The following is a 22424-nucleotide window of genomic DNA, read 5'->3' on the forward strand; positions in this document are numbered from 1 at the left end:
CAGCACACGAGGGAGACGACCGGCATGAGCAGGGAAGTCCACGAGTTCCGCGAACCGGCCCGGTTCGTGGTGGGCACGGTCGGCCAACCCGGCGAGCGCGTGTTCTTCGTCCAGGCCACGGGCGGCGGCCGAACCGTCTCCGTCCGGTGCGAGAAGCAACAGGCCCAGATCCTCTCGGAGCGGATGGGGGATCTCCTCGACGAGATCGCCGCGAAGTCCGATGTCCCCGTCCCCCCGGCCGCCGGCGTCGTGGACGACCTGGCGCCGCTGGAGATGCCCGTCGACGCGGAGTTCCAGGTGGGCACGATGGGCCTGGGGTGGGACGGCGAGAAGAGCCAGATCGTCGTGGAGCTGCTGGCGGCGGACCCCACCGCCACCGACGAGTCGGTCGTCCTGTCGGATGCGGAGGACGCCCCCGATGCGCTCCGCGTGTTCCTGACCCCGCAGCGTGCACGGCAGTTCGTCCTGCGCAGCGAGAAGGTCGTCTCCGCCGGGCGCGCTCCGTGCCCGCTGTGCGGCGAGCCGATCGACACCACGGGTCACCTGTGCATCCGCCTCAACGGGTACCTCCCGCGCTCCGGTGACGCGCTCGCCGACCTCGTCGACCCGTGACCGCCCGCCCGCCGGGCCCCGAACTCACCGTTCTGCACCGGATCCCCTCGGGAAGCAACGCGGTGTACCGCTGCGTGGACGCCGAGGGCGAGCACTGGGTGTACAAACCGTCGGCGGGGGAGCGGCCGCTCATGGACTTCCCCGACGGCAGCCTGGCGGCTCGGGAGATCGCGGCGTACGCGGTGTCCGTGGCCCTGGGGTGGGACCTGGTGCCCGAGACGGTGGGAGCACACGGCCCCGGCGGCCCGGGGATGGCGCAACGATGGATCGACGAGCTCGACCGGGGTGAGGCGCCCGGCCACGACCCGGTGGACGTCCACCCGGTGGGCGCCCTTCCCCCCGGCCGGGTGGCGGTGCTCCGGGGTGAGGGATCCCGCGGGGAGGACGTGGTGGTGGCGCACGCCCTGGACGAACGGCTCCGTCGTATCGCGTTGTTCGACCACGTCGTCAACAACGCCGACCGCAAGGGCGGACACGTCCTCGTCGACACCTCCGGCCTGATCTGGGCGATCGATCACGGCCTGTCGTTCCACACCGAGCCGAAGCTGCGCACCGTCCTGTGGGGGTGGGCCGGCCAGCCGCTGCCCCCGGGGGATCTCGAGGGACTGGAGAGGGTGCGTGGCGGGCTGTCCGGGGACGCCCTCCTCGCGGAAAGCCTGCGTGACCTGCTCTCACCCGCCGAGGTGCGCGCCCTGGGCGCACGGGTCACCGCACTGCTCGACGGCGAGGTGTTCCCCGTACCGGGAGCGGGCTACCCGTTACCCTGGCCGCTCTTCTGAACCCGCCCGGTATCTAGACTCGCCCGCATGCACTCGTGGCCCCCGCCTGCCGTCCCCGCCGTCCCCGGCGACGGTGCCCCCCTGAAGTTGTACGACACGGCGAGCGGACAGGTCCGGGAGGTGTCCGCCGGGCCAGTCGCCGGGATGTACGTCTGCGGCATCACCCCCTACGACACCACCCACCTCGGTCACGCGGCGACCTACCTGACGTTCGATCTGGTGTACCGGCTCCTGCTGGACGCCGGACACGAGGTCCACTACGTCCAGAACACCACGGACGTCGACGACCCGCTGTTCGAGAGGGCGGAGCGAGACGGCGTGGACTGGAGGGAACTCGGGGACCGTGAGACCGATCTGTTCCGCTCCGACATGGAGGCGCTCCGCGTGCTCCCACCCCGCGACTACGTGGCCGCCACCGAGACCATCGACGAGGTCGTGGAGATGGTCGCCGAGCTCGTCGACCGCGGCCACGCCTACCGGATCGATCCCGGGGTCGACGGGTACCCCGATGTCTACTACCGACACCGGGCCACCCCGGCCTTCGGGTACGAGTCGGGGTACGACGCCCAGGAGATGGCCGCCGCGTTCGCCGAGCGCGGCGGGGACCCGGACCGGCCCGGCAAGGAGCACCCGCTGGACGCACTGCTGTGGCGGGTGCAGCGACCGGGGGAGCCGTCCTGGCCCTCGCCCTGGGGGGCGGGCAGACCCGGATGGCACATCGAGTGTTCGGCGATCGCCCGGAACCGCCTGGGTATGGAGTTCGACATCCAGGGTGGGGGCAGCGACCTCGCGTTCCCACACCACGAGTTCTCCGCCGCCCACGCGGAGGCCGCGACCGGTCGTTCCCCGTTCGCGCGCTTCTACGTGCACGCGGCGATGATCGGCCTCGACGGGGTCAAGATGAGCAAGTCGCTGGGCAATCTCGTCCGGGTCAAGACACTCCGCGAACAGGGGGTGGACCCGGCCGTCATCCGACTCGCCCTGGCCGCCGGCCATTACCGGACGGACCGCTCCTGGTCGGAGGACCTGCTCGCGGAGGCCCGCTCCCGGTGCGAGACGTGGTTCCGTGCGATCTCCCGGGGATCGGGCGCCGACTCCGCCGCGACCATCATCGCCGTGCGGGAACGTCTCGCGGACGACCTCGACACCCCGGGCGCCCTGGCCGCGGTCGACAGGTGGGCAGAGGCGACCCTGGCCGGGGACGAGTCCGACCCGTCCGCGGGACCGTCCATCGCGACCGCCCTCGACGCCCTGCTCGGTCTCGCCCCCGCCACCTGACGGCGTTCCGGTGACCGGTCCGACGGTCTGACGGTCTACCCGGCGTCGGGCTCGTCCCGCTCGCCTCGCAGGAAGCGCTCGAACTCGGCGGCGATCGACTCGCCGTCGACCAGCGGCATCGTCTCCCCGTCAGCGGCCCGACCACGGTCGGGTTCGGGGTCGACCCCCGCCCCGACCCCGTTCTCGTCGTCCATCCGGTCCTCCAGGGACTGGATGTAGTCGCGGAGGTCCTCGTCCTCGCCGGCGGCGGCGTCGACCTTCGCGACCCACGTGCGGGACTGCACGCGCAGTGCGTCCATCGGGACGGCCACCCCCAGGTTCTCCGCCAACCAGGACAGCACCGCCTCGGTGCCGCGCGGATTGGGCGGTGCGGCGACGTAGTGGGGGACACCCGCCCACAGACTCACCGTCGGGACCCCGGCCTCGGTGAGGAGTTGCTGGAGGACCCCGGTCATCCCGGTGGGCCCCTCGTAATCGGAGGCCCGGACCCCCATCTCGGCCATCCTCTGCCGATTGAACGCCGTCCCGGTGAGCGGAACGGGGCGGGTGTGGGGCACATCGGCGAGATAGGCACCCAACAGCACCACCTCGGTGACTCCCAGGGTGTCGACGAGGTCCACGAACTCGGAGGCGAACCGGCGCCACTTCAGACCCGGCTCGGGCCCCCGGACCAGCAACACGTCGTGGTCGAAGCCGTCCGGTCGGCACGCGGACACGAGGATCTGTGGCCACTCGACCGATCGCGACACCCCGCCGGAATGCCGGACCGTCGGCCGCTGGTCGAGGTAGTCGAAGAACTCGTCGCCACCGATCTCCGCGATCTGCCGCGCCTCCCAGGTCAGCGCGAGATGTTCGACGGTCCCGGTCGCCACGTCCGCGGCGTCGTTCCAGCCCTCGAAGGCCACGATCATCACCGGGCTCTCGAGATCGAGGTGCCCGTCGGGGGTCCATTCGACAGTCATCAGTACAGCCTACGGACGGACACTTCCGGGGCACCCATACACTGGGGCCATGTCTGTCGATTTCGATTCGCCCCTGTTGGACGCCGCCCGCCGGCGAGTACTGATCAGCGACGGGGCGATGGGCACGATGTTGCAGGCGGTGGACCTGGATGTGGACGTCGACTTCCTCGGTCTGGAGGGATGCAACGAGATCCTCAACGCCACCCGCCCGGACGTCGTCGCGGACATCCACCGCGCGTTCTTCGAGGCCGGCGCGGATCTGGTGGAGACCAACACCTTCGGGTGCAACCTGTCCAACCTGGGGGACTACGACATCGTCGACCGCATCGGCGAGCTGGCCGAGAAGGGTGCCGCGATCGCCCGGCAGGTCGCCGACGAGATGGGCCCCTCCGAGGACGGCACCCCGCGGATGGTGCTCGGCTCCCTCGGCCCGGGGACCAAGTTGCCCTCGCTCGGGCAGGCCACGTTCGAGGAGATGAGGGACGCCTACGCCCGCGCGGCGGAGGGCCTGGCCCGGGGCGGAGCCGACGCGTTCCTCGTCGAGACCAGCCAGGACCTTCTCCAGGTCAAGGCCGCGGTGCTGGGCTGCCAGGACGGCATGGCGGCCGCCGGGCGCCGGCTGCCCATCATCACGCACGTGACCATCGAGACCACCGGGACCATGCTCCTGGGGTCCGACATCGGGGCGGCGCTGACCGCGCTCGAGCCGCTCGGCATCGACATGATCGGCCTCAACTGCGCCACCGGGCCCGCCGAGATGATCGAGCACCTGCGCTACCTCACCCAGCACGCCGGCGTCCCCGTCTCCGTCATGCCCAACGCGGGGCTGCCCGAACTGGGCGAACACGGAGCCGTGTACCCGCTCGGCGCCGAGGCGTTCGGCCCCCAGGTCGCCGACTTCGTCTCCGAGTTCGGGCTGTCGATGGTCGGCGGGTGCTGCGGCACCACCCCCGAGCACATCACCCGACTCCGGGACGAGGTGAGGTCCAGGGCGAAGGCAGAGCGTCGGGTCGAGCCGATCAACGCGGTCGCCTCTCTCTACAGCTCGACCCCGCTGCGGGCCGACGCCGGCATCCTCATGATCGGCGAGCGCACCAACGCCAACGGGTCCAAGCGGTTCCGGGACGCGATGCTCGCCGCCGACTGGGACACCTGCATGGACATCGCCAAGGAGCAGATGCGGGACGGCGCGCAGATGATCGACCTCTGCGTGGACTACGTCGGCAGGGACGGCTCGGGGGACATGGCCGAGTTGGCCGGACGGCTGTCGACCTCCTCGACCCTTCCGATCATGCTCGACTCGACCGAACCCGAGGTCATCCGGACGGGCTTGGAGCACCTCGGCGGACGGTGCACGGTCAACTCGGTCAACTACGAGGACGGGGCCGGCCCGGAGTCGCGCTTCCAGAAGATCATGGAACTGGTCTCGCGCCACGGTGCGGCGGTGGTCGGGCTGGCCATCGACGAGGAGGGCCAGGCACGCACGGCGGACCGCAAGGTCGAGATCGCGGAGCGGATCATCGCCGACCTCACGGAGAACTGGGGGATCGCCGAGGACGACATCATCATCGACTGCCTGACCTTCCCCATCTCCACCGGCCAGGAGGAGGTGCGACGGGACGGGATCGAGACCATCGAGGCGATCCGCAGGCTCACCGAATCGCACCCGAGGATCCACACCACGTTGGGATTGTCCAACATCTCGTTCGGCCTCAATCCCGCCGCGCGTCAGGTGCTCAACTCCGTGTTCCTGCACGAGTGCATCCAGGCCGGCCTGGACACCGCCATCGCGCACAGCTCCAAGATCCTGCCCATGAGCAAGATCGACGATCGTCAGCGGGAGGTCGCGCTCGACCTCGTCTACGACCGCCGTAAGGAGGGGTACGACCCGCTCCAGGTGTTCATGGAGCTCTTCGACGGCGTCTCCACGGCGAGCACCAAGGACGCGAGGGCGGCCGAGCTCGCGGCGATGCCGCTCATGGACCGCTTGTCGGCGCGGATCGTCGACGGCGAGCGCAAGGGCCTCGAGGCCGATCTCGACGCGGCGATGGAGGAGATCCCCCCGCTCGAGATCATCAACACCCACCTGCTCAGCGGCATGAAGACGGTCGGCGAGCTGTTCGGTTCGGGCCAGATGCAGCTGCCGTTCGTCCTGCAGTCGGCCGAGACCATGAAGACCGCGGTCGCCCATCTGGAACCCCACATGGAGGCAAGCGACGAGGACGGCAAGGGCCGCATCGTCCTGGCGACGGTCAAGGGCGACGTCCACGACATCGGCAAGAACCTGGTGGACATCATCCTGTCCAACAACGGGTACGACGTGGTCAACATCGGCATCAAGCAGCCGATCGCGGACATCATCTCGGCGGCCCGGGAGCACAGGGCGGACGTGATCGGCATGTCCGGCCTCCTGGTCAAGTCCACCGTGGTGATGAAGGACAACCTCGCGGAGCTCAACTCCGAGGGCATCGCCGGCGACTTCCCGGTCCTTCTGGGTGGTGCCGCCCTGACGCGCGCCTACGTCGAGGTGGATCTCGCCGGGATGTACGAGGGCGAGGTGTTCTACGCCAGGGACGCGTTCGAGGGACTGCGACTCATGGACGAGGTGATGACGGCCAAGCGGACCGGCGTCCCCATGTCCGAGTCCTCGGACGCGTCGGCCAAGGCCGCGGAACGGCGCGAGCGCCGGGCCCGCAGCGAGCGGATCGCCGCCAAACGGGCCGCCGAGGCCGAGCCCGTCGTGGTCCCGGAGAGGTCGGACGTCGCGGCGGACCAGCCGATCGCCACCCCGCCCTTCTGGGGGACGCGGATCGCCAAGGGCATCCCCGTGGCCGACTACGTCGGTCACCTCGACGAGCGTGCGCTGTTTTTCGGGCAGTGGGGGCTTCGCGGCACCCGCAGCGGGGACGGCCCCGACTACGACGAACTGGTCGCCACCGAGGGTCGGCCGCGCATGCGTTCGTGGATCGACCGCCTCACCACCGAGCGGATCCTGGCCCACTCCGCCGTGGTCTACGGATACTTCCCGGCCTACTCGGAGGGCGAGGACATCTGTGTGCTGGCCGAGCCCCGGCCGGACGCCGAGGTGCTGCACCGGATCTCGTTCCCCCGCCAGCAGCGGGGACGGTTCCTGAGCATCCCGGACTTCCTGGCCTCCAAGGAACGTTGCGAGGCCGAGGGGACCGTCGACGTCCTGCCCTTCCAGCTCGTCACCATGGGGACCCCGATCGCGGACTTCGCCAACGAACTGTTCGCGGCGGACAATTATCGCGACTACCTCGAGGTCCACGGTCTGTCGGTCCAGCTCACCGAGGCACTGGCCGAGTTCTGGCACCGGCGGGTGCGTGACGAACTGCGGCTGCCCGAGGGCGCGGTCTCGGACGAGGACCCCGACACCATCCACGACTACTTCGACCTCAAGTACCGGGGAGCCCGCTACAGCTTCGGCTACGGCGCGTGCCCGGACCTGGAGTCCCGCAAGGTCGTGGTGGACCTGCTGGAGCCGGAGCGCATCGGGGTCGAACTCTCGGAGGAACTGCAGCTCCACCCCGAGCAGTCGACGGACGCGTTCGTGCTCTACCACCCGGAGGCCAAGTACTTCAACGTGTGACCCGAGCACCCAGGGCAGCCTCTCCTGGCTGGTGGAGGCCGCCCTGACGGGTGATGATGAGTATGTGGATACCGGCCGGGACGGGGCGCTGCGGACGTTCGTCGCCTCGCGGCAGGGCGTCCTCGCCCTGTCCACCGTCCTGGCGATCGCGATCTACCTCGTCTCGCGCGCACTCACCGACCCCGACGTCTCCGACACCGCGGAGTGGCTGATCCGTGCTCCGCTGGTCGCCGTCGTGGTGGTCGGGGGGATCCCGCTCATCATCGGGGTCGTCCGCTCGGCGGTGAAGAGTGCCGGGGGAGCGGACATGCTCGCCGCGGTGTCGATCGTCACCGCGGTCCTGCTCTCCGAGTGGCTGGTGGCCGCGATCATCGTCCTCATGCTGTCCGGGGGAGAGGCGCTCGAGGCCGCGGCGTCCCGGAGGGCGTCGGCGACTCTCGACGCCCTCGCCCGACGCAGCCCGACGATCGCGCACCGCCTCCGCGGGGACTCGGCGTCCGAGGGCGTCGACGACCTCCATGCCGACGAGGTGCTGGTCGATGACCTTCTGCTCGTCCTGCCCCACGAACTGTGCCCTGTCGACGGCGAGGTGGTGGAGGGCAGAGGCGCGATGGACGAGTCGTACCTCACCGGCGAGCCGTACGTCGTCCCCAAGACACCCGGGTCCCAGGTGCTCTCCGGCGCCATCAACGGCGAGTCGGCACTGACCGTCCGCGCCGAGCGGGTGGCGGCGGATTCCCGCTATGCGCAGATCGTCGGCGTGCTGCGGGAGGCGGAGGAGAACCGGCCCCCGATGCGTCGCCTCGCCGATCGCCTCGGCGCCTGGTACACGCTCATCGCGCTGACGCTGGGCATCCTGGGCTGGGCGATCTCCGGAGATCCGACCCGTTTCCTCGCGGTGGTCGTGGTCGCGACCCCGTGCCCGCTCCTCATCGGTGTCCCCGTCGCGATCATCGGTGCCATCTCGCTGGCCGCCAAGCGGGGCATCATCATCCGGAACCCGGCGATGCTCGAGGACGTGGGGCGCGTCGAGACGATGATGTTCGACAAGACCGGCACGCTGACCTACGGGCGTCCGGTCCTCACGGAGATCGTCGCGAGGCCCGGGATCGATCCCGACGAGGTGCTCGCCGCGGCGGCGGCGATCGAGGCCTACTCCCGCCACCCGCTCGCCGGAGCCGTCATCGACGCGGCAGCCGAACGGAACCTCGGGACCCCGCCCACCACCTCCGTCGCGGAGAAGCCCGGCGGCGGACTGGTCGGCGAGGTGGGTGGACACGTGGTCCGCCTGACCAACCGTCGCGGACTCGCCGAAGTCGATCCGGGTGCGTCCAGCCTGCTCCCGGGGTCCGAGACGGGGATGGAGGCGGTCGTCCTCCTCGACGACCGGTACGCCGCGATCCTCCGGTTCCGTGACGAACCACGGGCCACCGCGGCCGACTTCATCGCGCATCTCCCGCGCGCACACGGCGTCACCCGGATGATGATCATCTCCGGTGACCGTGAGGCCGAGGTCCGCCGGTTGGCGGACCGGGTGGGCATCACCGAGGTGTACGGCGGGGTCAGTCCCGAGGGGAAGCTCGCGATCGTCCGCGAGCGCACGGCGGCGGGTCCCACCCTGTACCTCGGCGACGGGATCAACGACGCCCCCGCGATGACGGCCGCCTCGGCCGGGGTCGCCTTCGGATCCACGTCCGACGTGACCGCCGAGGCCGCCGACGCCGTGGTGTTGGACTCCTCCCTGGAGCGACTCGACGACCTCCTCCACATCGGGGCGCGGATGCGTCGGATCGCTCTGCAGTCGGCGTTGGGCGGGATGGCCGCCTCCGTGCTCGGGATGCTTCTCGCGGTCTTCGGCCTGCTCAGCCCTCTCGCCGGAGCGATCGCCCAGGAGGTCATCGACGTCCTCGCAATCCTCAACTCGGCACGCGTCGTGATCGCGCCGCACAAGCTCAGCGACTTCGACGAACGCCCGACCGAACCACTGGAGGCACGGACCGCCCGTCGGTGGTGACGCGGCTAACACCCGGTCTGCGCGCAGCGATATCCCGGTAAGGCCGTGTGCCCCGGGTTCCGCCGAGGGCCGAAGACACCGAGGAGACAGTCATGACCACTATCCGTCGATCAGCCGCTCTCACCTGTGCGGCAGCCCTGCTCGCCGGGGGAGTGGCCGTGGCCGGGTCCCCTGCGGCGTCAGCCCAGGTATGGCGCGAGTCGCCCGCCTGGGACGTGCGGATGCCATACCCGCTGGGTGGTGAGCACACCATTCGCTTCGGCGCCTTCACCACCTGCGCGCTGGGCGGCGACGAGCGCTTCCACCAGGCGCTGAGCGCGAACGCCAGGGACCTGGACCAGCCCGTCGGCTCGTTCGACTTCTCGGCCACCCTGTTCCCGTTCAACTCCGCGACCGTGGAGTGGCACAACATCGATACCGATGCGAGGGGCGTGCACACGGTCCAGTCGACCGGACCCGAAGTCGGCGTCGGCGGCGTCCTCACCGGGCACGGGCGGCTGGCGGTCACCATCACCACCAGCAAGTCCGCTCTGCCCACCTTCGCCCCCGGGTCCGTCGCGCCGTTCGCCTCCGCCACCCACACCGAACGATTCCTCGTTCCTGCGGGGAACTGCCACTGAACGGCGGTTGACGGAGGAACCAACGGGGCCGGTCACGGTACCCCCGGTGGCCCGTTGTCCGGTAGACAGTAGCCCGTGACCAGCATTTCGTACTCCCGTCTCCCCGCCGCCGTGTGTCTCGACATGGACGGCACGCTCGTCGACACCGAGCGATTGTGGGACATCGCCGTCTACGAGCTCGCCGAGTACCTGGGCCGTCCGCTCGACGAGGCGACCCGCGAGCGGACCCTGGGCAACTCGCTCCCCGGGTTCTTCGCGATCCTGGGCGAGTACACCGGGCGCACCATCGAGGGCGCCGAGTTCGATCGACTGGCCCTCCGGCTCAACTCACGGGTCACCGAGCTGATGAGGTCCGATATGCGGTGGCGGCCGGGGGCCGAGGAGCTGCTGGAGGACCTCGCCTCGACTAACGCCCCGGTCGCCCTGGTGACCAACACGACCGCAGACGTCGCGGCGGTGCCGCTGGAGTTCATCGACCGTTCGCGGTTCGATGTGGTGGTGACGGGGTGCATGGTGGCCGACCCCAAGCCGGCACCCGACCCCTACCTGCTGGCGTGCTCGCGGCTCGGGGTCGAGGCCACCACCGCCGTCGCGGTCGAGGACTCGGTCACCGGCGCCACCTCGGCGGTCGCCGCGGGATGCCGGGTCCTGTACGTCCCGTCGACCGACGGACAACCGGACGTGGTCGGGGCACACACCCACCCGAGCCTCACGGGCGTGAACGCGTCCGGTCTCGTGGCCCTCACCTCGGGCGCGCCCGTGGCGTCGGCTGTGGGACAATCGGGCGCGTGAAGACCTTCGACTCCCTGTTCGCCGAGCTGTCCGAGCGCATCGCCGCGCGACCCGAGGGCTCCGGCACCGTCGCCGCCTTCGACAAGGGCGTGCACCATCTCGGCAAGAAGGTCAACGAAGAGGCGGGCGAGGTGTGGATCGCCGCCGAGTACCAGTCGGATGAGGAACTGGCCGAGGAGATCTCGCAGCTCCTCTACTGGACCCAGGTCATGATGCTCAAGCGCGGACTCGGTCTCGAGGACGTCTACCGGCATCTCTGACCGCCACCCCGAGCACCCCTCCCGCACCGAATACTGGAGCCGCCATCATGCTGCGTGTCGCAGTGCCCAACAAGGGCGCCCTGTCCGAGTCCGCCTCCGAGATGCTGTCCGAGGCGGGGTACCGCCGGCGTACTGAGGGCAGTAAGGACCTCACGCTGATCGACCGTGAGAACGACGTCGAGTTCTTCTTCCTGCGACCCAAGGACATCGCCGTCTACGTGGGCTCGGGGCGACTCGAGCTGGGGATCACCGGCAGGGATCTGAGTATGGACTCGATGGCGGAGGTGGACGAGCTCCTCGACCTCGGCTTCGGACACTCCACCTTCCGCTACGCCGGCCCCTCCGGTGCCGGGTGGACCACGGACCGTCTGGCGGGGGCCCGAATCGCGACGTCGTACCCCAACATCGTCCGCCGCGACCTTGAGCAGCGGGGGATCGAGGCGGAGGTCATCCGGCTGGACGGCGCGGTGGAGATCTCCATCCAGCTCGGGGTGGCGGACTGCATCGCCGACGTGGTGGGTTCGGGTCGGACACTCAAGGTGCACGGTTTGGAGGCCTTCGGGGACGTCCTGTGCGACTCGATGGGCGTCCTGGTCGCGCGCGCCGGCGCCGAGACGACCCCTGCGATGGCACAGATGAGGGCCCGCCTGCAGGGCGTCGTGTTTGCCCAGCAGTACATGATGTTGGACTACGACTGCCCCAAGGAGCTCCTGGAGTCGGTCTCTGCCATCACCCCTGGCATCGAGTCACCCACCGTCTCCCCGATGGCCGACCCGGCTTGGGTGGCGGTGCGGTCGATGGTGCCGCGCAAGAAGGTCAACTCGATCATGGACGAGCTGGTCGCGGCCGGCGCCAAGGCGGTCATCGCCACGGACATCCGGTCCTGCCGCATGGGGTGACGCACTGCGGTCCCGGTGGTGCGGCGGTGCGCGGCACGCCTCGGCGCCCGATCGACTCAGACCCGTTCGACGAGCAGAGCCTGCAGCGTGTGCCCGATGGCGCCCACCTCGTCGTACAGGGTCCCGGACGTGGCCCCGACGCCGTCGGGGCCGATCGAGGCGGACGCGGTGACCCCGATCCACTCGCCGACGGGCCGCCGGTGCAGGTGGGTGACCAGATCGGTGTTGAGGAACCGCCATTCGTCGGGTTCGAGAACGGCCCCGACGCCGTTCGCGATGTCGGCCACCGACATGACCCGTTCCGCCGGAGTCATCTCCTCCCCGGAGACCAGGGGGAGGGTGGGACGGGCCCAGACGACCCCGTCGCCCGCACCGCGGATCTCCAGCGAGTCGATGTAGCCACTGGTCCACCGGTCGAAGAAGCCGCTGTCGCGATCCACCTCCGGGAGCTCGCGCGGACGGTCGGCCGACTGCTCGACCTCGGCGGTGTCGCCGACGGCCATCCGCCAGGCACTCGCCCGGGCGACGATCCGGCCCCCCGCTTCCAGTTCCGACTCCAGCAGCTGGATCCGGCGACCGGGCCGGACGACGCGGGCCCGGGTGCGGACCTCGCCCAGCGGCACCGGGCCCAGCAGGTCCACCGTGACGCGGGCGATCCTCGTAGTCTCCGTCCACTCGAGGCGATCCATGGCGCGGGTGAGGACGGCCGAGGGCGGAGACCCGTGCTGCAGATCCGGGCCCCAGGCGCTCACCGTGTGCGGGGTCGCCCGGAACACTTCCCAGCCGTCATCCGTGCCCAGCGGCTCGAAGTAGGCCTGCGTCATCATGTGCTCATCGGTCCGGCGTGTCCCGCATCGGGCGTCCCCGGATCGAGAGGTATCACGCGACGCCCCGGCCATCCCGGGTACTCCGGCGGGGTACCCCCGAACGCCGGGCACAACGCCTGGTGGTTACACCAGTCGCACAGCCGGGAGGTGCGCGGGGGGAAGATCCCGGTCTCACCCGCCCGCTCTATCTCCGCCCACAGTGAGTCGAGCTCGGTCTCGGTCTCCACAAGCATGGCGAGATCGGGGGAGAGGGTCAGCCAGCTGCCGTTCCTGAGGTAGATCAGCTTGAGTTGTGCCGGCATCACCCCGTGGATCTGCTGGTACATCAGGGCGTAGAACCGCATCTGGAACATCGCCTGAGTCTGGTAACGCGGATGTGGTGGCTTACCCGTCTTGTAGTCGACCACCCTGACCTCACCGGTCGGCGCCACGTCGACCCGGTCCAGGTACCCGTGGAGCGGGGTACCGGACGCGGTCGAGGTGACGAGGTACTGCTCGCACGCGGCGGGGGAGAAGCGCCGGGGATCCTCGACACCGTAGAGCGCGGACACCAACGCGGCGACCTCCGTCTGGAACTCCGCCCGGGCGGAGAGCGGCACCACCTCGGCGCCGCCGCCGACCGCGTAGAAGTGCTCCACCGCGGCGGGGACCAGCTCCGCGGCGCGCTCCGGGGCGCGCTCCGACTGCTCCAGTGCGTACAGGTCCTCGAGCACCGAGTGGACGACGGTACCCAGGACCTGGGCGCGGGTCTTCGGTTCCGGGATCCTGTCGATCGCCTTGAGCCGGTAGAGCAGCGGGCACTGCCGGAAGTCCGCCGCCCGCGACGCCGACAACGCCAGGGGCCTGCGCTCCGGCGGGGGCACGCCCTCCGGATCGGCCGGGGAGGCCGGGGTACCACTGCCGCCGATTTCCAGGGGATCCGTCACACCTGGCAGGGTAGACAACCGGTCGGACAACCGGCCGCCGTCCCCTGGAGGTCCACTGTGCAGCGATCCGGCCCGTTCGTCATCGGCGACCGCGTCCAGCTCACCGACACCAAGGGACGCAAGTACACCGTCGTCCTGGTCGAGGGAGCCGAGTTCTTCACCCACCACGGCGCCGTCCGCCACGACGACCTGATCGGTACCCCGGAGGGGTCGATCGTCAGGTCGTCCGGGGATGCCGACTACCTGGCGCTACGTCCGCTGCTCACCGACTACGTCCTGTCGATGCCGCGCGGCGCCCAGGTCATCTACCCCAAGGACGCCGCACAGATCGTCCACGAGGGCGACGTGTTCCCCGGCGCACGGGTGCTCGAGGCGGGCGCGGGTTCCGGCGCCCTGACCTGTTCGCTGCTGCGTGCGGTGGGCCCCGGGGGCCGGGTGTTGTCGTACGAGATCCGCGAGGACCACGCCGAGCACGCCGAGCGCAACGTCCGGACCTTCTACGGCGAACACCCCGAGAACTGGGACCTGCGGGTCGCCGACCTGGCGGAGACGTCGGTCGAGGCCCTGGGCGGACAGGTCGACCGGGTGGTGCTGGACATGCTCGCGCCCTGGGAGTGCCTGCCCACGGTGAGCGACGTGCTGGTGCCCGGGGGGGTCCTGGTGGTGTACGTGGCCACCACCACCCAGATGTCGGACGTCGTGGAGGCGCTCCGGCGCCAGGAGTGCTGGACCGAACCCCGGGCGTGGGAGTCGATCAACCGCGGGTGGCACGTGGTGGGCCTGGCCGTCCGCCCCGAGCACCGCATCCAGGGCCACACCGCGTTCCTGGTCACCGCCCGTCGACTCGCGGAGGGCGTGACCACGCTCAAGCCCAGGCGCCGGGCCGGCAAGCACTGAGTTCGGCCCGAGGAGTCGCACTCACCCGCCCCTCACGCGGCCACTCACCCCGGCGATAGGGTGGAGGCGACGACGACGAGGGTGTCGTCCGAGAGTCGGAGGGCAGGTGATCGAGGTGACCGAGGGACGTTCCCCGGACGAGCGGGGCGGCGACAGCGTGACGCTGGACCGGGTCGAGCTCGCGCGGCTGCGCAGGGCGGTCGACGAGGGGGCCCGCACGGACCGCGAGAAGTCGGTCAAGATCGACGCCCTCGGCGCCCGCAACGTCAGGCTCGCCGAGCTCCTCAAGGACTCCCGTGATCAGCTGGAGGCCCTCAAGGGCGAGGTCGAGCGCCTCGGCACACCGCCCAGCACCTACGGGATCGTGCTGCAGGAACCGACGGACGCCGAGACCGCCGAGGTCATGGCCGCCGGTCGGCGGATGCGGCTCACTCTCGCGCCCGGGGTCGACGCCTCCGTCCTCTCGGCGGGGGCCACCGTCCGGCTCAACGAGGCCATGACCGTCATCGAGGCCTGCACCGGACTCCCGGTCACGGGCGTGACCGCCGTCTTCCGGGACGTCCTGGCCGACGGCGTGCGGGCCCGCGTGGTGATGGGCAACGACGAGGAGCACGTCGTGCATCTGGCGACCGGCCTGCGCGGCGGGCGGACCGCCGATCACCCGGCTCCGGTGCGCCCGGGCGACGCGGTCCTGGTGGACCCCAAGGCCGGCGTGGCGTTCGAGGTCGTGCCCAAGGCCGAGGTCGACGAGCTCCTGCTCGAGGAGATCCCGATGGTCGAGTACTCCGACATCGGCGGTCTCGGCCCCCAGATCGAGCAGATCCGTGACGCCATCGAACTGCCCTTCATCCATCACGACCTGTACCGCGAGTTCCATCTCTCCCCGCCCAAGGGCGTCCTCCTCTACGGCCCTCCCGGGTGCGGAAAGACCCTGATCGCCAAGGCGGTCGCGCACTCGCTGGCGCTGGCCTCCGCGAAGTCGCGCGGACAGGACGTCACCGACGGCCGGTACCCCAACTCGTACTTCCTCTCCATCAAGGGCCCGGAACTGCTCAACAAGTACGTGGGAGAGACCGAGCGACACATCCGGTCGATCTTCGAGCGGGCGCGGGAGAAGGCGACCGAGGGCAACCCGGTGATCGTCTTCTTCGACGAGATGGACTCGATCTTCCGCACCCGCGGGTCGGGCATCTCCTCGGACATGGAGACCACGATCGTCCCGCAGCTCCTCGCCGAGATCGACGGCGTGGAGGACCTGCGCAACGTCATCGTGATCGGTGCCTCCAACCGGGAGGACATGATCGACCCGGCGATCCTGCGACCGGGGCGTCTCGATCTCAAGATCCGCATCGACCGGCCGGACGCCGACGCCGCGGCCGACATCCTGGCCAAGTACATCACCCCCGACCTTCGTTTCGACCCGGACGAGGTCGGTTCGACCGATGGCGCCGAGCACGTCCGGGGTCTCATCTCGCGCATCGTCGACCGGCTCTACACCAGGGACGAGTCCACGACCTACGTCCATCTGGTCTACGCATCGGGCCGCCGGTCGTCCCTGTACCTCGCGGACCTGACCTCCGGGGCGATGCTGCGCAACATCGTGGACCGGGCCAAGAAGCTCGCGATCAAGGACATCGTGCACGGCACCGGGCAGGGTCTGACGACCGACGACTTCCTCGACGCCGTCGACGCGGAGTTCGCGGAGAACACCGACCTGCCCAACACCTCCAACCCGCAGGAGTGGGCGCGTCTGACGGGCGTCCGCGGTGAACGCGTGGTCGAGGTCACCGTCCCGAGCCGGGAGGACGACCGGTGACCCCGCCCGTCCGGACCACGTCCGGCGAGAGCATGCGTGGCCGGGTGATCGGGACCGAGATCGAGTTCGGGATAGTCGCGGTGGGCCAGCCGCTGCTCAGTTCGGTGGTCACCTCGACCCAGGTGGTCAAGGCCTACACCGACCCGGGTGAGGGTTCCGGGGCGACCGACGGGACCCGCTGGGGCTACGGGTCCGAATCACCCCTCCGCGACGCCCGGGGGTTCGATCTCGGCTCCGCCCGCGCCTACGACCCCAGCGAGTTCGGGGTGACCAACCGGGTACTGACCAACGGCGCACGCTTCTACGTCGACCACGCGCACCCCGAGTACTCGTCGCCCGAGGTGGACTCGCCGATCGACGCCGTGATCTGGGACAAGGCGGGGGAACGGATCATGCACCGGGCCGGCCGCGAGTCGTCCGCCGTCGAGGGCAACGCCGAGCTCAAGCTCTACAAGAACAACGTCGACGGCAAGGGCGCGTCCTACGGCGCCCACGAGAACTACCTCGTGCGTCGCGACGTCGACTTCGACGCCCTGACGATGAGCCTGGCGCCGCATCTGCTCTCCCGCCAGGTGTACTGCGGGGCCGGTCGCGTCGGCCTCGGCCAGTCCGGCGAGGAGGCGGGTTTCCAGCTCTCCCAGCGTGCCGACTACATCGAGGTCCTCACCGGACTCGAGACCACACTGCGCCGCGGGATCATCAACACCCGCGACGAGCCGCACGCCCCGGATGAGACATGGCGGCGTCTCCACGTCATCATCGGCGACGCGACCATGTCCGAGCTGGCCACGTACCTCAAGATCGGCACCACCTGCCTCGTGCTCGACGCGATCGAGGCCGGAGTCGACTTCTCCGACCTGGTCCCGGTCGACCCGGTCGAGGCGGTGCACATCATCAGCCACGACCCGACCCTCACCGCCACCGTCGCCCTGCCCGACGGACGGGAGTTCACGGGGATCGCCCTCCAGCGGGAGATCCTCGGCCGCGTCTCCGCGCTCGTCGGGGACGGCACGGGCCGTCCCGGATGGGCCGTCGAGGTCCTGGCCGAGTGGCGGGAGATCCTCGACGCGCTCGAGCAGAACCCGATGTCATGCGCCGACCGGCTCGACTGGCCGGCCAAACTCCGGCTCCTGGAGGGGTTCCGGACACGGGACTCGCTGGGATGGGACCACGCGCGACTCGCCCTCATCGACGTCCAGTACCACGACATCGACCCCGACCGCGGACTCTACAACCGTCTCGTGAGCAAGGGGGCCATGCGCAGACTGGTCACCGAGGCACAGGTGGAGGCCGCGATCACGACCCCTCCCGAGTCCACGCGGGCCTGGGCCAGGGGTCGCTTCCTGGCCGAGCTCGGCGACCGCATCCACGCCGCGGGATGGGATCACGTCGTCGTCGTCGATTCCCGCGGCGACCACCGTCACGTCGACCTGGCCGACCCGTACACGGGGACCCGGGCCCACTGCGACGCCCACCCGGACTTCCTCAGCCCCGACGGCCCGCCTGTCCACTGAGCACCCCGTCCACCCCGCCTACACCGACACAGGAGCAGCCCACACCATGTCCCAGATCCAGAAGAGCGCCGGCGGCGCAGGCGAGTCGGACGACGAGGCCGGGCAGGTCGCCAAGACCGCCCAGACCTCGTCCGCCGATTCCCTCCTCGACGAGATCGACGACATCCTCGAGACCAACGCCGAGGAGTTCGTGAAGTCCTACGTCCAGAAGGGCGGGCAGTAGACAGCCATGATCCGTCGCATCGTCGGGATCGAGACGGAGTTCGGGATCACCAGCGTCGGTGGCGAGGGCTCGCGATCGCTCGGGCCCGACGAGATCGCCCGGTACTTCTTCCGGCCCGTCGTCGAGCGGTGGCGCAGCTCGAACGTGTTCCTCGAGAACGGGTCCCGCCTCTACCTGGACGTCGGCTCCCATCCCGAGTACGCGACCGCGGAGTGCGACGGCCTGCAGCAGATCGTGGCCCACGACAGGGCGGGGGAGCGGATCATCGACGATCTCGCCGTCCGTGCCGAGCAGTCGCTCGCGACCGAGGGGATCGATGCCAAGGTCTACCTGTTCAAGAACAACACCGATACGGTCGGGAACTCCTACGGGTCCCACGAGAACTACCTTCTGGACCGCTCGACCCAGGTCAGGAGCATGGCCACCACCCTGCTGCCGTTCCTGGTGAGCCGCCAACTGATCTGCGGCGCGGGCAAGATCCTGCCCGGGACCCCGGCCGGGGTGGGCGTCGCGGAGGACGAGGGTCCGACATTCTGCTTCTCCCAGCGCGCCGAACACATGTGGGACGGCGTCTCCTCGGCCACCACGCGTTCGCGGCCGCTCATCAACACCCGTGACGAGCCGCACGCGGACTCGACCCGGTTCAGGCGGATGCACGTGATCGTGGGCGACTCCAACATGATCGAGACCACGACACTGCTCAAGATCGCCAGCACCCGGCTCGTGCTGGAGATGCTCGAGGCCGGCGTCGAGCTGCGTCCGATGGCGATCGCCCACCCGGTCCGCGCGATCAGGGAGATCAGCCGCGACCTCACCGGAACCCGGCCGGTCGGGCTCACCGACGGCACCACGATGACCGCCCTGGAGATCCAGCGGGAGTTCCTGGCCGCCGTCCACCGCCACCTCGCTCGCGGCGGGTGGGAGCGCGACGACCGCCCGGTCGTGGAGCGATGCGTGGCCCTGTGGGAACGGGTCCTCGACGCGGTCGAGTCCGGTGACCACGACGCGATCGCCGCGGACATCGACTGGGCCGCGAAGCTCCGGCTGATCCGACAGGTACAGGACCGGACCGGGGCCGACCTCGATCACCCCAGGCTCGCCCAGATCGACCTGACCTACCACGACATCCGACCGGGACGTGGGTTGCACTCGGTGCTCGAGCGCCGCGGCCTGGTCTCACGGGTCGTGGACGACCTCGAGATCGACAGGGCCCGGCACTCCGCGCCGGAGACCACCCGCGCGGCACTGCGAGGTCGATTCATCTCCGCGGCCGCCGGGGCCGGACGCGACTACACGGTGGACTGGGTGCATCTGAAGGTCGCCGACGGCACCCTGCCCACGGTCGCTCTCACCGACCCGTTCGCAGCGGAGGACCCGCGTGTCGACGACCTCATCGCCGCGCTCGGGCGATAGCGTCCTGCCCGTGTCCACCTCCAAGTCGCAACGACTGGTCAACCTCGTCATCTGCCTGCGGTCGACCAGCGCCTACCTGTCCGCGGGCGAGATCCGCAGGATGGTCCAGGGATACGACGACTGCGAGAACGAGGCCGCCTACCTGAGGATGTTCGAACGGGACAAGCGGGAACTCCGCGACGTCGGCGTCCCCCTCGAACAGGGAGCCTCACTCGCACCGGGGTCCCCGGCCGGGTACCGGATCCCCGCCCGGGGTTACGAGCTCCCGGAGATCACCCTCACCCCCGAACAGGCCGGCGTGTTGGCCGTGGCCTCGGAGGTCTGGCGCGAGGGGGAGCGGGCCGCACGGGCGGACGGCGCGCTGGCCAAGCTCACCGCCGCGGGTATCGACCCCGTCCACGACGCCGGCGCGACCGTGTCGGTGGAGGACCCGGCCGAACTCGCCGCCGCCGCGGTCGTCGCGGAGGCGGTCGCGGAGAGCCGACTCCTCACGTTCGCACACACCCCTGCCGGGGCGACCGAGCCGAGCGCCCGGAGGATCGAGCCGTGGTGGACCGGTTCCCGGCACGGCAATTGGTACGTGGTCGGGCACGACCTCGACCGCGGCGAGCCCCGCACGTTCCGCCTGGTGCGCGTCTCGGACGTGCGGGTGGGCCAGGCCCGCCGGACGGTCCCGGTCCCGCCGACGACCGAGGTGCTCGCACTGCTCGACGACGCCATCTCCCGCCTGAACCCGGTCGTGGAGGCCACGGTGTGGGCGGCGGACGGCCACGCCGCCGAACTCCGGGCGATGGCCCGCGGTTCCGGGCCCGCGACCCGGTTCGGTCGCGCCGGCATCGACCTGGAGGTGAGTGCCCCCCTCGGCGAGCTGTCGTCGATGGTCGCCTCCCAGGGCGCCGACGCCGTCGCCCTGAGACCCGCCGAGCTGCGCGTCCGGGTCGTGACCATTCTCACCGCGGCGCAGGAGGCCGTCCGATGACCCCCCGTGCCGTCCCGTTGGCGACCCTGCTCAGCGTGGTCCCGTACTTCCACTCCCGGGGAGCCGTGCCCGTGGCCGACGCCGCGCGGGACCTCGGCATGTCGGACAAGCAGCTCCGGGACGCCCTGTGGCAGCTGTGGTCCTGCGGGCTCCCCGGGTACGGCCCGGGCGACCTCATCGACCTGGCGTTCTCGTCCGAGGACCTCGACGACGCCGAGCTGGTCGAGGTGACGTTCACCGCCGGGATCGACCGGCCCGTCCGCCTCACCGCCGCGGAGGCCGTCACCCTGGAGACCGGGCTCGCGATCTTCCTGGATCATCCCGAGGTGGTCGACCAGACCGCCCTGCGCGATCTGCTTCGGACCCTCCGGACCGCGGCGGGTGTCGAATCGGGTGCCAGGGGACGCGGCGTCGACGCCGCCCGTCCGGAGACCACCACCCCGGATGCCGATGTGGTGCGCACCGCGGTCCACGACGGACACGCGCTGCGATTCGTCTACCACTCGGCCAGTTCCGACACCTCCACCACCCGGGTGGTCGATCCCGCTCGCCTCTCGGTCTCCGACGGCCACTCCTACGTCCACGGCGTCGACCGCGGGACGGGTCAGTGGAGGACGTTCCGCACCGACCGGATGAGCGGGGTGGAGGAGGTCGGACCGCGCCGCGCGCTCGGACCGGAACCCCAGGACGACGGCGAGGCGGGCGTCCTGATGGAGCGGGCCGTCGTCCCCGCGGCGGCGGCGTGGTTCCTCGACGAGTTCGGCTTCCACGATGTCGTCCGGCGCCCGGACGGAGATCTGGACGTTTCGATCGCCTATCACGACCGGGCGTGGCTGGTCAGGTTCCTGCTCGGGCACGCAGACGTGGTGACGCCGTCGGACCCCGCGCTGGCCGCGGAGATCGCCGCCCGGGCCACCGCGGGACTCGCGCTCTACTCGGCAGGCGACGACTCGATATCGTCGACGTGAAATCGTGGTGAACCCGCTGGTCACCGCCTTTGCAGACGAGGACCGCGACAACGCCTGTCGGCCTCGGTGCGTTAGCATGGGCATGTTGTCCCACAAACGGAGGTTGACATGGGTGCGTTGAGCATCTGGCACTGGCTCATCGTCCTCGCGGTGGTGCTGATTCTCTTCGGCTCCAAGAAGCTCCCCGACGCCGCGCGCGGTCTCGGCCGGTCGATGCGGATCTTCAAGTCGGAGATCAAGGAGATGCAGAACGACGACAAGCCGGCCGAGCCTGAGGCGCTCACGCAGGCCGGCCAGCCGACCGCGGCGCAGTACGTCCAGCCGCAGGCGCAGCCCCAGCAGGCGCAGCCCCAGGCACAGGGCTACCCGCCGGCCCCGCAGCAGCCGTACCAGCAGCCGCAGACCCAGCAGCCGGGCCAGCCGTACCAGCAGCCGCAGGGTCAGCAGCCGTACCAGCAGCCGCAGGGTCAGCAGCCGCAGCAGCCCGGCCACCCCCAGCAGCCCTTCGATCCCACCGCGCCGTACGACGGCGGCACCGGCCCCCAGCGGTAGCAGGCCACCTCACCGATGACGCAGAGCGGACCGGAGAAGACCGGCGCCACCCCCAGGGGCGGCGCCGGTCGGCTGCTGTCCAAGCGCAGGCGCCGGCCCCGGAACCCCGACGGCACGATGCCGCTCATCGAGCACATCTACGAGCTGCGCACGAGGCTGCTCATCGCCCTCGCGGCGATCGTGGTGACGCTGGGCTTCGGCTTCTGGTGGTACGGCAGCGGATTCTTCGGAGTCCCCTCGCTGGGTGAGATCCTCACCGGACCGTACTGCGACATCCCACCCGGTGCCCGCCTCCAACTCGGCGACTCGGGGGACCAGTGCCGCCTCCTCGCCACCGGCCCCTTCGAGCAGTTCATGCTGCGTCTTAAGGTGGCCGCGACCGCCGGCATCGTGCTGGCCAGCCCGGTCTGGCTCTACCAGTTGTGGGCCTTCATCACTCCCGGCCTGCACAAGAACGAGAAGCGCTACGGGATCGCCTTCACG

General features: G+C 70.3%; 21 protein-coding genes. 18 read left to right on the plus strand and 3 right to left on the minus strand.

Going from position 1 to position 22424, the window contains the following annotated elements; all coding sequences use genetic code 11:
- The first annotated feature begins 24 nt into the window (after nucleotides 1-24).
- From ABD250_RS13345 to mshC, 3 genes are read left to right on the plus strand one after another with little or no spacing between them, the layout of a single operon-like run.
- A complete protein-coding gene (locus ABD250_RS13345; RefSeq protein ID WP_182657842.1) occupies nucleotides 25-612 on the plus strand; it encodes a DUF3090 domain-containing protein in 588 nt (195 codons plus the stop codon).
- The gene (locus tag ABD250_RS13350) at nucleotides 609-1391 is read left to right on the plus strand and encodes an SCO1664 family protein (RefSeq protein ID WP_182657843.1); all 783 of its coding nucleotides are present in this window, start codon (nucleotides 609-611) and stop codon (nucleotides 1389-1391) included. The genes ABD250_RS13345 and ABD250_RS13350 overlap by 4 nt, the downstream gene beginning before the upstream one ends.
- Nucleotides 1392-1418: 27 nt before the next feature.
- On the plus strand, nucleotides 1419-2669 hold the full coding sequence (gene mshC, locus ABD250_RS13355) for a cysteine--1-D-myo-inosityl 2-amino-2-deoxy-alpha-D-glucopyranoside ligase (protein ID WP_182609559.1): 1251 nt from the start codon (nucleotides 1419-1421) through the stop codon (nucleotides 2667-2669).
- Nucleotides 2670-2704: 35 nt separating this feature from the next.
- Here mshC and ABD250_RS13360 read toward each other — a convergent pair whose 3' ends face one another.
- Nucleotides 2705-3631 carry a PAC2 family protein gene (locus ABD250_RS13360; RefSeq protein WP_179525275.1) on the minus strand — a complete coding sequence of 309 codons (927 nt, stop codon included), beginning with the start codon at nucleotides 3629-3631 and terminating at the stop codon, nucleotides 2705-2707.
- 49 nt (nucleotides 3632-3680) lie between these two features.
- Between ABD250_RS13360 and metH the strand changes: the two genes are divergently transcribed.
- From metH to hisG, 6 genes are all read left to right on the plus strand, one after another.
- The gene (metH, locus tag ABD250_RS13365; protein WP_182657844.1) at nucleotides 3681-7241 is read left to right on the plus strand and encodes a methionine synthase; all 3561 of its coding nucleotides are present in this window, start codon (nucleotides 3681-3683) and stop codon (nucleotides 7239-7241) included.
- A 64-nt stretch (nucleotides 7242-7305) separates the two neighbouring features.
- Nucleotides 7306-9255: a heavy metal translocating P-type ATPase gene (locus ABD250_RS13370; protein ID WP_182657845.1), complete on the plus strand. Its 1950-nt coding sequence runs from the start codon at nucleotides 7306-7308 to the stop codon at nucleotides 9253-9255.
- Between the two features lie 92 nt (nucleotides 9256-9347).
- Nucleotides 9348-9875, plus strand: coding sequence for a hypothetical protein (locus tag ABD250_RS13375; RefSeq protein WP_182657846.1), 528 nt, complete (start codon nucleotides 9348-9350; stop codon nucleotides 9873-9875).
- Between the two features lie 75 nt (nucleotides 9876-9950).
- On the plus strand, nucleotides 9951-10667 hold the full coding sequence (locus ABD250_RS13380) for an HAD-IA family hydrolase (protein ID WP_182657847.1): 717 nt from the start codon (nucleotides 9951-9953) through the stop codon (nucleotides 10665-10667).
- Nucleotides 10664-10927 carry a phosphoribosyl-ATP diphosphatase gene (locus ABD250_RS13385; protein WP_179525271.1) on the plus strand — a complete coding sequence of 88 codons (264 nt, stop codon included), beginning with the start codon at nucleotides 10664-10666 and terminating at the stop codon, nucleotides 10925-10927. Before ABD250_RS13380 ends, ABD250_RS13385 begins: the two co-directional genes overlap by 4 nt.
- Nucleotides 10928-10974: 47 nt before the next feature.
- Nucleotides 10975-11826, plus strand: coding sequence for an ATP phosphoribosyltransferase (hisG, locus tag ABD250_RS13390; protein ID WP_179525270.1), 852 nt, complete (start codon nucleotides 10975-10977; stop codon nucleotides 11824-11826).
- Between the two features lie 56 nt (nucleotides 11827-11882).
- Here the strand turns inward: hisG and ABD250_RS13395 are convergent, their stop codons facing one another.
- The gene (locus ABD250_RS13395) at nucleotides 11883-12650 is read right to left on the minus strand and encodes a thioesterase family protein (RefSeq protein WP_182609565.1); all 768 of its coding nucleotides are present in this window, start codon (nucleotides 12648-12650) and stop codon (nucleotides 11883-11885) included.
- Entirely contained in the window at nucleotides 12650-13579 is a 930-nt protein-coding gene (locus tag ABD250_RS13400; protein ID WP_182657848.1) for a PD-(D/E)XK nuclease family protein, read from the minus strand. The genes ABD250_RS13395 and ABD250_RS13400 overlap by 1 nt, the downstream gene beginning before the upstream one ends.
- Nucleotides 13580-13636: 57 nt before the next feature.
- On the opposite strand from ABD250_RS13400, the gene ABD250_RS13405 reads away from it, so the two are divergent.
- The 9 genes from ABD250_RS13405 to tatC form a co-directional block, all read left to right on the plus strand.
- The gene (locus ABD250_RS13405) at nucleotides 13637-14476 is read left to right on the plus strand and encodes a tRNA (adenine-N1)-methyltransferase (RefSeq protein ID WP_179525267.1); all 840 of its coding nucleotides are present in this window, start codon (nucleotides 13637-13639) and stop codon (nucleotides 14474-14476) included.
- A 115-nt stretch (nucleotides 14477-14591) separates the two neighbouring features.
- Entirely contained in the window at nucleotides 14592-16292 is a 1701-nt protein-coding gene (arc, locus tag ABD250_RS13410; protein ID WP_182609556.1) for a proteasome ATPase, read from the plus strand.
- A 32-nt stretch (nucleotides 16293-16324) separates the two neighbouring features.
- Nucleotides 16325-17806, plus strand: coding sequence for a depupylase/deamidase Dop (dop, locus tag ABD250_RS13415; protein ID WP_182657851.1), 1482 nt, complete (start codon nucleotides 16325-16327; stop codon nucleotides 17804-17806).
- A gap of 46 nt (nucleotides 17807-17852) precedes the next feature.
- Nucleotides 17853-18029, plus strand: a complete 177-nt coding sequence (locus tag ABD250_RS13420) for a ubiquitin-like protein Pup (protein ID WP_017836742.1) — start codon at nucleotides 17853-17855, stop codon at nucleotides 18027-18029.
- 6 nt (nucleotides 18030-18035) lie between these two features.
- On the plus strand, nucleotides 18036-19442 hold the full coding sequence (gene pafA / locus ABD250_RS13425; protein ID WP_182657849.1) for a Pup--protein ligase: 1407 nt from the start codon (nucleotides 18036-18038) through the stop codon (nucleotides 19440-19442).
- Between the two features lie 10 nt (nucleotides 19443-19452).
- Entirely contained in the window at nucleotides 19453-20421 is a 969-nt protein-coding gene (locus ABD250_RS13430; RefSeq protein WP_179525263.1) for a helix-turn-helix transcriptional regulator, read from the plus strand.
- Entirely contained in the window at nucleotides 20418-21389 is a 972-nt protein-coding gene (locus ABD250_RS13435; RefSeq protein ID WP_182657952.1) for a helix-turn-helix transcriptional regulator, read from the plus strand. The genes ABD250_RS13430 and ABD250_RS13435 overlap by 4 nt, the downstream gene beginning before the upstream one ends.
- 108 nt (nucleotides 21390-21497) lie before the next feature.
- The gene (gene tatA / locus ABD250_RS13440) at nucleotides 21498-21941 is read left to right on the plus strand and encodes a Sec-independent protein translocase subunit TatA (RefSeq protein WP_182657953.1); all 444 of its coding nucleotides are present in this window, start codon (nucleotides 21498-21500) and stop codon (nucleotides 21939-21941) included.
- 15 nt (nucleotides 21942-21956) lie between these two features.
- Nucleotides 21957-22424, plus strand: a 468-nt coding sequence (gene tatC / locus ABD250_RS13445) for a twin-arginine translocase subunit TatC (protein WP_344392771.1), incomplete at its 3' end; no start/stop codon positions are given.

Origin of the sequence: Dietzia cercidiphylli (assembly GCF_039531545.1) — a bacterium.
Taxonomy (GTDB): domain Bacteria; phylum Actinomycetota; class Actinomycetes; order Mycobacteriales; family Mycobacteriaceae; genus Dietzia; species Dietzia natronolimnaea.

Bases quoted from the DNA above. Each gene is read 5' to 3' on its own strand.
- ABD250_RS13360 (WP_179525275.1), bottom strand. From the start codon at position 3,631: ATGACTGTCGAATGGACCCCCGACGGGCACCTCGATCTCGAGAGCCCG.
- hisG (WP_179525270.1), top strand. From the start codon at position 10,975: ATGCTGCGTGTCGCAGTGCCCAACAAGGGCGCCCTGTCCGAGTCCGCC.
- dop (WP_182657851.1), top strand. From the start codon at position 16,325: ATGCGTGGCCGGGTGATCGGGACCGAGATCGAGTTCGGGATAGTCGCG.
- ABD250_RS13435 (WP_182657952.1), top strand. From the start codon at position 20,418: ATGACCCCCCGTGCCGTCCCGTTGGCGACCCTGCTCAGCGTGGTCCCG.
- ABD250_RS13395 (WP_182609565.1), bottom strand. From the start codon at position 12,650: ATGACGCAGGCCTACTTCGAGCCGCTGGGCACGGATGACGGCTGGGAA.
- ABD250_RS13375 (WP_182657846.1), top strand. From the start codon at position 9,348: ATGACCACTATCCGTCGATCAGCCGCTCTCACCTGTGCGGCAGCCCTG.
- tatA (WP_182657953.1), top strand. From the start codon at position 21,498: ATGGGTGCGTTGAGCATCTGGCACTGGCTCATCGTCCTCGCGGTGGTG.
- pafA (WP_182657849.1), top strand. From the start codon at position 18,036: ATGATCCGTCGCATCGTCGGGATCGAGACGGAGTTCGGGATCACCAGC.
- mshC (WP_182609559.1), top strand. From the start codon at position 1,419: ATGCACTCGTGGCCCCCGCCTGCCGTCCCCGCCGTCCCCGGCGACGGT.
- ABD250_RS13345 (WP_182657842.1), top strand. From the start codon at position 25: ATGAGCAGGGAAGTCCACGAGTTCCGCGAACCGGCCCGGTTCGTGGTG.
- metH (WP_182657844.1), top strand. From the start codon at position 3,681: ATGTCTGTCGATTTCGATTCGCCCCTGTTGGACGCCGCCCGCCGGCGA.
- ABD250_RS13420 (WP_017836742.1), top strand. From the start codon at position 17,853: ATGTCCCAGATCCAGAAGAGCGCCGGCGGCGCAGGCGAGTCGGACGAC.